At 36.8% G+C, this 12,552-nt stretch carries 8 protein-coding genes; 4 read left to right on the top strand and 4 right to left on the bottom strand.

All coding sequences use genetic code 11. From position 1 onward, the window contains the following. Positions 1 to 92 precede the first annotated feature (92 nt). Positions 93 to 1,259: a phosphoribosylformylglycinamidine cyclo-ligase gene (locus EA412_13735; protein ID TVR76380.1), complete on the bottom strand. Its 1,167-nt coding sequence runs from the start codon at positions 1,257 to 1,259 to the stop codon at positions 93 to 95. Positions 1,260 to 1,343: 84 nt separating this feature from the next. After that, positions 1,344 to 3,386, bottom strand: coding sequence for a hypothetical protein (locus tag EA412_13740; GenBank protein TVR76381.1), 2,043 nt, complete (start codon positions 3,384 to 3,386; stop codon positions 1,344 to 1,346). Positions 3,387 to 3,536: 150 nt separating this feature from the next. On the opposite strand from EA412_13740, the gene dapB reads away from it, so the two are divergent. Together dapB and lepB are read left to right on the top strand one after the other, a co-directional pair. Further along, entirely contained in the window at positions 3,537 to 4,262 is a 726-nt protein-coding gene (gene dapB, locus EA412_13745; GenBank protein TVR76382.1) for a 4-hydroxy-tetrahydrodipicolinate reductase, read from the top strand. A 49-nt stretch (positions 4,263 to 4,311) separates the two neighbouring features. Next, complete coding sequence (gene lepB, locus EA412_13750; protein TVR76383.1) at positions 4,312 to 5,727, top strand: signal peptidase I; 1,416 nt, start codon at positions 4,312 to 4,314, stop codon at positions 5,725 to 5,727. Positions 5,728 to 5,768: 41 nt separating this feature from the next. Here the strand turns inward: lepB and purL are convergent, their stop codons facing one another. Beyond that, positions 5,769 to 8,003: a phosphoribosylformylglycinamidine synthase subunit PurL gene (purL, locus tag EA412_13755; protein TVR76384.1), complete on the bottom strand. Its 2,235-nt coding sequence runs from the start codon at positions 8,001 to 8,003 to the stop codon at positions 5,769 to 5,771. Positions 8,004 to 8,129: 126 nt separating this feature from the next. Here purL and EA412_13760 point away from each other — a divergent pair, with 126 nt between their 5' ends. Together EA412_13760 and EA412_13765 are read left to right on the top strand one after the other, a co-directional pair. Beyond that, positions 8,130 to 9,398: a hypothetical protein gene (locus tag EA412_13760; protein TVR76385.1), complete on the top strand. Its 1,269-nt coding sequence runs from the start codon at positions 8,130 to 8,132 to the stop codon at positions 9,396 to 9,398. Positions 9,399 to 9,524: 126 nt separating this feature from the next. Further along, complete coding sequence (locus EA412_13765; protein ID TVR76386.1) at positions 9,525 to 11,720, top strand: glutamine synthetase type III; 2,196 nt, start codon at positions 9,525 to 9,527, stop codon at positions 11,718 to 11,720. 72 nt (positions 11,721 to 11,792) lie between these two features. Here EA412_13765 and EA412_13770 read toward each other — a convergent pair whose 3' ends face one another. Further along, positions 11,793 to 12,392: an isoprenylcysteine carboxylmethyltransferase family protein gene (locus tag EA412_13770; GenBank protein TVR76387.1), complete on the bottom strand. Its 600-nt coding sequence runs from the start codon at positions 12,390 to 12,392 to the stop codon at positions 11,793 to 11,795. Positions 12,393 to 12,552: the final 160 nt, after the last annotated feature.

Consider the following 12,552-nt stretch of genomic DNA (forward strand, 5'->3'; position numbering starts at 1 on the left):
TCTGATTTGGTAAAAATCTTTAGGAGTTAGTTAGATTCATTTTACCAATGCTTTGACAAAAAAGGGTTAAGACTATTAATCGTTTTTTACTCTCAAAAATTAATAACTTCCTCACCGGAATGTATACTTAACTTTTTCTCGGGAGCAGCTTCAACTCTTCCTATGACTTTTGCGTCAATATTAAATTGAGCTGCAGATTCTATGATTTTGAAGGCTGTTTTTTCGTCTGTGTATATTTCCATTCTGTGCCCCATATTAAAAACCTGATACATTTCCTTAGCTGCAGCACCGGAAACTTTTTGTATTTCTTTAAAAATTACAGGAGTTTCAAATAAATCATCTTTAATAATGTGGCAGTTATCAGCATAATGCAGGACTTTTGTTTGTCCACCACCGGTGCAATGAATAATGCCATCAATTTTACCTTTCCAATGCTTAAATGTTTCAAGTAAAACAGGCGCATAGGTTCGGGTAGGGGATAAAATTAAATCTCCTATGTTTTCGCCTCCGGCAAGATTGTCTTCCAGTTTATAAGGTCCTGAATAAGCTAAATCAGCAGGTGTTGAGGGATCTGCACACTCAGGGTATTTTTTTAAATAAAAATCAGAAAGCAAGTCGTGTCTTGCTGAAGTTAATCCATTACTTCCAATGCCACTGTTTGGAGCATTTTCATAAGCAGCCTGACCTGTGGATGAAAGTCCCACTATGCAGTTTCCTGCTTTTATGTCAGCGGCATTAATTACATTTTTCAAAGGTATCCGACAGGCCATAGTCCCGTCAACCGTTAATGTTCTGACTAAATCTCCTACGTCGGCAGTCTCGCCACCTAAAAATTCAATGTGAACCCCAAATTCTTTAAGTGTTTGAAACACTTTATAACTACCCTGAATAATGGCTTCTATGACTTCGCCTTTTATCAGGTGTTTGTTTCTGTTAAGAATGGATGAAAAAATAAAAGGACCTTCAGCACCCACACATAGCATATCATCCAGATTCATAACTATGGCATCCTGGGCAATACCTTCCCAGCAGCTTAAATCACCGCTTTCTCTCCATTTTAAATAGGCTAAAATGGATTTAGTTCCCGAGCCGTCAGCATGAATGATGCTTCCATAGTTTTTGTCACCACTCAGATAATCAGGATAAATTTTGCAAAATGCTTTTGGAAACAATCCCTGGTCAAGCCCTTTAACGGCTGCGTGCACTTCTTCTTTTTGGGCGGAAACTCCTCTCTTGGCATATCTGTTTTCAGAATCCATCTATTTGTTTTTTTACAAAATTAATCTTTCGAAGCTTTTTAGCTTCATTATCACAAGACTTTCATAAAAATAAGAAGGATTAACTTATCGATCAGCCGGGTCAACTCTTATGTCTGACGGTTGAACTGATTCCAGAATAAAGTCATCTGATATAACCCTAAAAGTAGTTCTTCTGTTTTCCTGATGTTCTTCCTCAGTACATTCAACTCCCGGTTTGCAATGGTTAACAAGATTTGATTCACCATATCCTTTTGCCAGTAAACGCTCTTGCTGAATGCCATTTTCAACCAGATATCTCACAACTGAGCGGGCTCTTTCAAGAGAAAGTCGTTGATTATAAGAAACCGAACCCCGTGAATCAGTATGAGAACCGATTTCCAGCTGAATGTTTGGATTTTCTTCCAGCATCATTGAAAGGGTATCCAAAACAGCTAATGATTCCTCACGTAGGGTAGAGGCATCAAAATCATAATAAATATTAGGAATCACAATCTCTCTGTCTCTGAAAATTCTATCGAGAATTAGCTCAACATATACGGTAACGGTTACATTTTCTAAATCTTTTTTTCCTCTGGTTGTTACTGTTTCCGAGCGATTGAAAAAACCTTCTTTGCTGCCCATTACGCTGTAAGCTGTTTCTTTTTCCAGCTCAAATCGAAAAGTTCCGTCCTCTCCAACTATACTGTCTCCTATATCTGTTTGTCCGGTTCTTTCTATCTTTCTGAGTTGTACTTCAGCACCTTCAATCGGTTCGTATCCGGTAATTTCTGATGAAGGGTCTTCCGGATTTTCATATACGGCTGTTTTAACTATCCCCTCAAGCACAAATAGATTTTCGTTTCTCTTTACGAAGCGATATATATCATCACCACCTTTGCCACCACTTCTTGCTGAAGTGAAATAGCCGGACATTCGAACAGGGTCATTCACACCTTTAGGTTCTGCCTGATCAACGATTAATCCAAAATCATCACCACCTGAATTTATGGGATATTTCATATTTTGAACATTCGTCCAGCTGTCACCCGTTGGTTCTGCTGAAAAAATATCCAAACCACCCATTCCGGGATGCCCGTTAGATGAAAAATATAATGTTCCATCAGGAGCTACATAAGGGAAAAGTTCATCACCTTCTGTATTTATTTCGTTACCCAGATTTATAGGGTTACTCCATCCTGTTCCGGTACGATATGCGTAGTATAAATCTTTGCCTCCAAAACCTCCGGGAGCATCTGAAGAAAAAATCAGCATATTGCCGTCGTTTGATATAAAAGGAGTTCCGGTATTAACACTATCCTCAAATAAATCCAAACGATAGGGTGCCATCCATTCGCCATTTGGTCCAATCCGGGATTCATAGATATAACAATAGTCAGTAATTAACTCTTGTGAACCGCATCTGACAAAGTACATTAAGGTAAAGTCTCTGTTAAAGGCCGGTGTTCCGTCATTGAATCCGGAACTGGTAATTTCACTGAATTGACGGGCTTCCTGAAAAACTCCGTTTCTGTCTTTTTCAGATATAAATATGTCCATATACTGCTCGCCTGTCCAGCCGTATACATCTTCTCCGGTAGCATCAGGCCTGGAAGAAGTAAATACCAATGCACCCCTTCTGTACAAGACCGGTGCAAATTCATGATAGGGAGAGTTTAAAGGCTCAAAATTAAATACATCGATGGTTTGTCTGGCTCTTTTCCATTCCATAGCATTTCTGGAAGCGGCTATTTCACGATTTGCTTTACCTCTTGAAAAAGGTTCCTCACGACCATATTTCTCAAAAGCTGAAATTGCCTGTTGATATTTTTCGTTTGCTTTGAGGCTTTGTCCATATTTATAATAAACTATCGGATCTCGATAGTCTAATTCTATGGCTCTTTCATACCATCGTTCGGCAGACTCGCTATTATTCGCTAAGCGGTAAGACTCAGCTGCCTTAAAAGCTGCTTCAGCTCTCTGAGCGGGGACTTCCTTTTCTCTATATTCCTGAACATATAAAGGCGCTGCAATTGAATACATCTTCCGGTCAAATGCAATATTTGGATCCGTAATTTCTGAAGTTGTGGTGCATGCTGATAAAAATGCAGCTATCAGAAAAAAATAAATGGTCGAATTTTTTTTAAACATATTAAAGTTATGTGCTAACGAGGCTTAAAATTATTACAAATAAACAATAAAAGTATAAAATACGGCTTTTAAAGTTTGAAAAGTATTAGATTCGCAATTTAGAACGATTACATTTTAAAGGTATTGTAAACTAAATCTGTATATAAAGAGATGGCAAAAATTGCACTTATTGGTTATGGTAGAATGGGTAAAGCAATTGAAGAGATAATACAGCATGAAAATTCCGGTCATTCAATATTGTACAGAATAGATAAAGACAACAGGGATTTGCTGAAGCGTGAAAGTTTAAAGAAAGCAGATGTGGCAATTGAATTTACCCGACCGGAAACAGCCGTTAGTAATATAATATCTTGTTTTGAGGCAGGAGTTCCCGTTGTAAGCGGAACTACCGGCTGGCTTTCAGAATGGGATAAGGTTACTGAACAATGCAAAAAATCTGACGGAAGTTTTTTTTATGCATCAAATTTCAGTGTTGGCGTAAATATTTTTTTTGCACTAAATCAATTTTTAGCAGAAGCTATATCAGATCAGAAACAGTATGAAGTTTTAATGGAAGAGATACATCATACCGAAAAACTGGATGCTCCCAGTGGAACCGCCATTACCCTGGCCGAAGGAATTATCAGGCATGCTAAAAAATGGAATGCCTGGAAAAATGATAAAATTGTATCTGACAATGAAATCTCTATTATATCCAAAAGAGAAACCGGCGTTCCCGGGACTCACACTGTTGCTTATACTAGTGCTGAAGATACTATAGAAATAAGGCATACTGCTCACAGTAGAAAAGGCTTTGCTTTGGGTGCTGTTAAAGCCGCTCTCTGGTTGATAAATAAAAAAGGTGTTTTTGGTATGCCCGATATGTTGAATAATTAAGATTACATTGTAAATTTGCCTTCTGTTTATATAACTTTTATATCAAGAAATGATTTTATTAATTTTCCTTTTTGCTCCGTTTATAATTTTAAATATTATAGCTTTTTTATCATTTAAGTTTTTTAAAAGAGCCGGGGAGGAGAAAAAGACTGCATTTATTCCGGGTTATAATTTATACGTTTGGTTAGGAATAATTGAAAAGCCTAAGTGGTGGCTTGCATTGCTATTTATACCAATTTTAAATTTTTTGATGATTTTTGGTTTTTTAGTCGAAATGCAGAAAGCTTTCGGAAAAGACAAATGGTATGAAATGGTTGCAGGTGTATTTCTTTTTCCTTTTTATCTGCCTTTTTTAAATTTTACTACAACACCAAAATTCATAGGCCCATCGTCTAAAACAACTCGTCAAAAATCAGCCACCAGAGAATGGGTTGAAGCTCTTTTGTTTGCTGTAGTAGCTGCTACTATTATCAGGACATTTTTTGTTGAGGCGTATACAATCCCAACTTCATCAATGGAAAAAACCTTATTGGTGGGTGATTTTTTATTTGTTTCTAAAATGCATTACGGACCGAGAATACCCATGACTCCTTTATCATTTCCTTTTGCTCATCATACAATGCCTTTAATTGGTGGAAAATCATATCTGGAATGGATTAAGCTGCCATACAGCCGACTCCCAGGATTTCAGGATATTAAAAGAGAAGATATAGTCGTATTTAATTATCCGAGTGAAGATTTCAGACCGGTAGATAAGCGTGAGAACTATATCAAACGCTGTGTTGCTATCCCCGGAGATGTTTTTGAAATCAGAGATGGCAGAATTTACGTAAATAATGAAGCCTCAGAACATTATGAAACCATTCAATATAGTTATGTCGTTCAAACAACCGGCAGCCCTATTAATTCCAGAATCTTAATGTCTCTGGATATCACAGAAGGCGGAGCAACCGGAAAGTCCGGCTTTTATACCTATTTCATGACTGATGAAGCAGCCGCTAAGATTGAGAGTCAGCAAAATGTACTTTCTGTAAGAAGAATAATCAGAGACCCTGAAATAACTCCGGAATCTGTTTTTCCGGCTGATGTAAAGAATTTTGCATTTAATATTGATAACTATGGACCTATTGTGATTCCGCAGCAGGGCGAAACGGTAGAAATTAACAGAGATAATATCGCCAAATACGAACGTCTGATTAGAGTCTACGAGGGTAATGAAATAGAGGTAAGGCAAGATGGAATTTACATAAATGATGTTAAAGCAGATACCTATACCTTTGAAATGGATTATTACTTTATGATTGGAGATAATCGTCATAACTCTGCGGATAGCAGAATGTGGGGTTTTGTACCTCATGACCATATTGTTGGTAAGGCCTGGATAGTTTGGCTATCTTTAGATCCCAATAGAAGTTTTCTCCAAAAAATACGTTGGGGCAGGCTATTTACACCTATACACGGATAAGAGAAAAGAAAGTTAGTTGTTCTGTTTCTGTAAAAAAGCTTTTAAGCTTCCATTATATTTTTCAAGGCACTCTCCCAGTCATTTCTCCAATCGTGGATGCTTCCCCAATCTTCCTGATCAACTTTTATTGAGTTAGAATCAGTTACTTTTCCAATATTAAAAAAGGGCGTATTAAGCTGTCTGAGCATCTGTTCAAAGGTTTCAATATCACTTTCTTTAACTGAAACTATCACTCTACCGGCAGACTCGCCAAACAAAAAGGCATCTTTTCGAATATTTTTTGCTGTTTCAATTTCAAAGCCGTTGTTGTTAGTAAATGCGGATTCTGCAAGTGCAACAAATAAACCACCTTCAGTAAGGTCATGAGCAGACTGAAGCAATTTATTTTCATTTAATTGCATGATGGCTGATTGCATTCTGAACTCATCTTCCGGATTAAATTCAGGAAAGCCGGATTTTACTTCGGGAGCACGCAAGGCTAAGTATTCGCTGCAGTTAATGTCATTGTGAATGTGACCAATCAAATAGATAGAATCACCTGTATTTTTGAAATTTAAGGTTAATCTTTTTTCGATGGAATCCAATAGTCCCACCATTCCTATAGTTGGTGTCGGATAAACAGCACCGCCGTCTGTTGATTGATTGTAAAAGCTGACATTTCCGCCGGTTACCGGAGTGCCAAACATTTTACAGGCATCACCCATACCACGGATGGCATTTACAAACTGCCAGTAAACTTCCGGTTTATAAGGATTTCCAAAATTCAAACAATTTGTTATTGCAGCCGGTTTTCCACCTGAGCAAACTATGTTTCGGGCAGCTTCAGCAACGGCCAAAAAAGCTCCTTTATAAGGGTCAGTATATACCAGTTTAGGGTTGCAGTCTACGGTCATTGCTATGGCCGTTTCAGTTCCCTTTACTCGTATTACAGCGGCATCCGACGGGGCATTTGTAGAGGTATTGTCAATGCCGACCATAGAGTCGTATTGTTCAAAAATCCACTTTTTAGATGCAACATTCGGACGTTTTATTAAATCTTTTGCTACAGCCAAAAGGTTATCAGGTTCATTTAAGTCACTTATCTTAAAACGCTGATTTTCTTTGTAGTATGCAGGTTCTGAATATTCTCTTTCGTACACCGGAGCGCCACCACCTAAGACTAATGAGTCAGCGGGAACCTCAGCTACCATTTCATCGTTCATATAGTATTTTAGCATTGGCCCTTTTGTCACTTCACCGATTATTGCACAGTTCAAATCCCACTTTTCAAAAATAGCTTCTACCTCTTTTTCATGTCCTTTTTTTACAACGACCAACATTCTCTCCTGTGATTCAGAAAGCAGCAGTTCGAATGCTTGCATATTTGCTTGTCTGGCAGGCACCTTTTCTAACCATATATTCATTCCGAAACCTTCCTTTGCAGACATTTCAGAAGTTGAACAAGCTATACCTGCTGCTCCCATATCCTGCATGCCCACTACAGCATCGGTTTTCATTAATTCCTGTGTAGCTTCCAGCAATAGTTTTTCCTGAAAAGGATCTCCAACCTGAACTGCCGGTATTTTTTCTGAAGAATCTTCAGTAATATCAGCCGAAGCAAATGTAGCTCCATGAATTCCGTCTTTTCCGGTAGAGGAACCAACTATATAAACCGGATTGCCAATTCCACGGGAAACTGCAGAAATCATTTTTTTGCTATCAAGTATGCCGACCGACATGGCATTTACCAAAGGATTGTGATAATAGCAATCATAAAAATACACTTCTCCACCAACCGTAGGAACTCCAAAAGCGTTTCCGTAATCACCTATACCTTTTACCACTCCTTTCAGGAGGTGTCTTGTTTTTGGCTCTTTAAGATTTCCGAAGCGTAGTGAATTTAAAGCTGCTACTGGTCTTGCACCCATAGTGAAAATATCTCTGTGGATACCACCGACACCGGTTGCTGCACCCTGATAGGGCTCAATGGCGGAAGGGTGATTATGGGATTCAATTTTAAAAGCACAGCCTAAGCCATTCCCTATATCAATAACACCCGCATTTTCTTCACCGGCTTTGGTTAAAATATGCTTCCCTTCCTTGGGTAAGGTTTTTAACCATTTAATTGAATTTTTATAAGAACAATGCTCGGACCACATTACCGAGTACAGACTCAATTCTGTAAAATTGGGTTTTCTATTTAAAAATTCACAGATTTTATCATATTCTTCGGGCAATATTCCTAATTGCTCCACGACTTCTGCTGTAACTTCCGGTTGGCTGACTTTTGTACTCATATTTGTTTTTTACAGAGGCAAAATTACATAAAAAAAGTATAGCTTTTAAATTCCCGCAACTCTTAAAATATGCTTTTTTAAAATGAATCCATTGAATTAAATTATATTTGCGCATTGGTTCATAGCATGATTTTTATAATATTTACACTTTTTTTTAGCTGGATTGTTTATAAATTCTCCTTTTTTCAAATAGGGAATTTATCAAAGCCCTTTTTAATTGGTGTTTGGCTGTTAAAAAGTGTGGCTGCCTGGTTTTATTGCGAGTATCATATTATCCATGCAAACGGAGCAGATACGTTGGGCTATTTTCGGGATGCAGCTATGATTTCCCGGCTTCTTTTTGAGCAACCCATGATTTTTTTAGAACTGGTTTTTGCACCTTCTGCTCATTATCCCGTTCCTGAGCATATTGAGCCCTATGTAGATAAAATGGGTTGGTGGCATACACCTCAGACATATTTTATCATCCGGTTTCATGCCGTTATATCCCTGTTTACCTTTCAAAGTTTTCATACTAATGCACTGTTTTTTTCTTTTATGGCTTTTGCCGGAATTGTTGCTTTCGCCAGAGCTATAGTTCAGTTGTTGCCTGAATTTTCAAAATTCGCTTTATTTCCCTTGTTTCTTTTGCCTTCTCTGATTTTTTGGACAAGTGGCGGTCATAAAGAGTCTTTTTTGATTTTTTGCTTTGGGTTTAGTCTTTATTTTCAAATATGCTGGTTTCGTGAAAAGCGTTTTTACTATTTGTTGTTGATGGTCTTGTTTTTCCTGGGGATATTTTTTTCCAGAAAATATATTGCTTTTTTTGTTTGTCCTTTTTTAGTAGCTAATTTTTTAGTCTACTATACTAAAAGGTATCAATACTCAATAGTTGCAATGTTTTGGGTGTTTTGGTTAGTGGTTTTTGCATTTATTGAATTTCCCAATATACAGATGAATTATTTGGAAGCCATACAGGACAAGTATTTGCAGTTTCAAACTCTGGCAACGGGAAACACCCACTTTGAATTAGCATATTTTGAAACCGGTCTGCTTCATATTTTAAGCAGATTTCCGGAGAGCTTTTTTAATTCATTTCTCAGACCATCCGGTTTAATCGGCTTTGGCTTGTGGCAGACTATCACAGCTTTAGAAAATATTGGAATAGTCCTGATAATACTTATTTGTATCTTCTATTTTGACCGCTCAAAACTGCATCCCTACCTGATTAATTTATTAATCTATTCTGCTTTAGTGTTGATTTTATTGGGCTTCATAGTACCTAATGCAGGCGCAATTGTACGCTATAGAATCATAATCTTCCCATTATTTGTTTTATTTTTTAGTTTAACTGCTAAGGATAAATTATATAAATATATATATGGGTTAATTCCTTTCATTAGACCATTAAAATAGCTTTTTTTGGGCTTAAAAACTAAATGTTTTTAATCAAGCCACCTATTTTTTTACAAAAAATCAAAAAAAAATCAAAAAAAATGTTGATTAGACAAAATTTAAAAATATTTTTGTAAAAAAAACACCATGTCAAATCCAAGATTTAGTGCAATCTCTAAAATTGCTGACAGAAACCCTGTTACAGTAAAAATTCCTTCTGAAAGAATTTCAGATTATTTTGGTTCAAATGTTTTTGATGATGAGTCCATGCGTAAATTTATGCCTGAGGATGTTTACAAAAGTGTAAAATCATCTATTCGCTTGGGTACTAAAATTGACCGTAAGGTAGCCGATCAGGTGGCGACATCTATGCAGGCCTGGGCAATCAGTCACAATGCTACGCATTTTACACATTGGTTTCAACCGCTTACAGGTGCCACTGCCGAAAAGCACGATAGTTTTTTCACAATTTTCCCGAATACCAAAGGAATTGAGAATTTTATAGGAGATAGTTTAGTTCAGCAGGAGCCGGATGCTTCCAGTTTACCGAGTGGCGGTATTCGAAATACCTTTGAGGCCAGAGGTTATACGGCCTGGGATCCTTCATCACCGGCTTTTATAATGGAAATCGGTTCAGGCAAAACGCTTTGTATTCCAACTATTTATGTTTCTTATACCGGTGAATCGCTAGATTTTAAAGCACCGCTTTTAAAGTCACAAAATGCCTTAGACGAAGCAGCAACAGAGGTTGTGAAGTTTTTTGATAAAAATGTAAATTATGTAGTTCCCACTTTAGGCTGGGAGCAGGAATACTTTTTAGTAGATTTGGATTTGTATTTTAACAGACCGGATTTAGTTTTAACCGGACGTTGTCTGCTGGGTAACACACCGGCCAAAAATCAGCAATTAGAAGATCATTATTTTGGTTCTATACCGGAAAGAGCATTTAATTTTATGGTAGATTTTGAAAAAGAATCGCATAAATTAGGCATTCCGGTTCGTACCAGACATAACGAGGTGGCTCCGGGACAATTTGAATGTGCTCCTATTTTTGAAGAAGTCAACTTGGCAGTAGACCACAATCAGTTGATAATGGATTTAATGGATCGTGTAGCCCGTAAGCATAAGTTAAAAGTGCTTTTACATGAAAAACCTTTTGCCAGCTTAAACGGTTCGGGTAAACACAATAACTGGTCTTTAATGACCGATGCCGGAAAGAATCTTTTAGCTCCGGGAACTACTCCAAAGAATAATCTTTCTTTTCTTACCTTTTTTGTGAATACTATAGCAGCCGTAAATAATAATGCCGATTTGCTAAGAGCTTCTATAGCTTCAGCCGGAAACGACCATCGCTTGGGTGCTAATGAAGCTCCACCGGCAATCATTTCTATCTATATCGGTGAACACCTGACCGCTTTGCTTGAAGAAATTGAAGAAAGAGTGAAAAAAGGGCCGATAAATGAGATGGAAAAGCAGGAATTGAAATTAGATATTCACAATAAAATACCGGATTTATTATTGGATAATTCAGACAGAAACAGAACTTCTCCATTTGCTTTTACCGGAAATAAATTTGAGTTCAGAGCAGTAGGGTCTACTTTGAATTGTGCCGGTCCAATGACAGTTTTGAATACGATTATGGCTGATCAATTGAAAAAATTTAAAGCCGAAGTAGACAATTTGATTTCTGAAGGTGAAAAGAAAGACGGCGCTATCTTACGAGTTTTGAGAAGAAATATCTCAGAAAGTAAGCGTATTTTGTTTGAAGGAGATAATTATTCAGAAAGCTGGGCAAAAGAAGCTGAAAAAAGAGGACTGAGTAATTTAAAAAATACTCCGGATGCACTGGCTCTGTCTTTAGAACAAGTAAATATTGACGTTTTTACACGAAATAAGGTTCTAACGGAAAAAGAAATTCATTCCAGAGTAGAGATACAGATGGAACAATATGCTAAAAAGATTCAAATTGAATCAAGGGTTATCGGTGACCTGGCTGTAAATCACATCATACCTGCGGCAATTAACTACCAAAACAAGCTGATTGTGAATGCAAATGGATTAAAGAATTTAGGTTTTAAAAATGCAGAGATAGAAACACAATTGAATTTATTAAAACGAATTCAGCATTTGATTGAAAGCTTACGAAAAGATGTCGTTTTAATGGTTGAAGCAAGAAAGAAAGCCAATGAAATTGAAGATTCTGCTAAGCGGGCTAAGAATTATGCAACTAAAGTAAAACCAACTTTTGATAGTATCCGTTATAGTGTAGATAAACTGGAACGCTATATCGAAGATGAATCATGGCCTATGCCGAAATACAGAGAGTTGTTGTTTATCAGATAATATACTTTCAAAATTTAGTTGATAGAATCAATGTTTTAAAAGTGAATGACTCTTTGGGGTTGTTCACTTTTTTTAATAGATAAAAGGGATTAACTTTTTTACGTTCTTTTTGTAATTTGTATAATCCAAGCCAAATTCTATTTCCAGCTTCTTTTCCTCTATAGGTATAGCTATCAGTAAGTAACTTATGAAACAAATGACCATTATTATCATAGATAATGTTCCTGCAAAAATGATAAAAGCCGGAAAAAGTAAAATTGTTCCGAAATAAAGTGGATGCCTGATGTACTTATAAAGCCCTTCGGTAACCAACTGATTTCCTGACTTTTCCATTTTATATTTTTTTGTCCCGCTCATTTCAGCTAAGTCGAGTTTGTAAATGGATAAAAACATGATGATTAATCCGGTAGTTGTGAATAAAATACTAATTCCCAGCAATGAATTGGTTAATTCAAAAAGTCTGTTTTCCACGATGGAGAATTGAAAAAATAGTGCACCGGCAATAAAAAAAAGGTTAAATAAATTGTAAGCTAATCTGTAGTAGCCAAAATAGTAGCCGCTTAGCTTTTTAAAAAAATGCTTTACCGAATTATTTGCCAGTAAGCTGTGCATAAACCCAAACCCGGTCCATATCAAAATCAAAATAGTGTAACTTAAAAAACCGGCTTCCATATTTTATTTAATTATGGGGATTAAGATATGACTTTTTTGCAAAAAAGTAAGCGACAGGAAAAATTCCTGCCGCTTACAATCATGGTTCCAAAATAGTCAGCTTTGGGTATATAGATTTTTTATTTAGAGGATAGCTCAGATTCTAAAAAGGCAATTCTTT

This window comes from Chitinophagaceae bacterium, from assembly GCA_007695095.1.
Taxonomy (GTDB): Bacteria; Bacteroidota; Bacteroidia; order Chitinophagales; family REEL01; genus REEL01.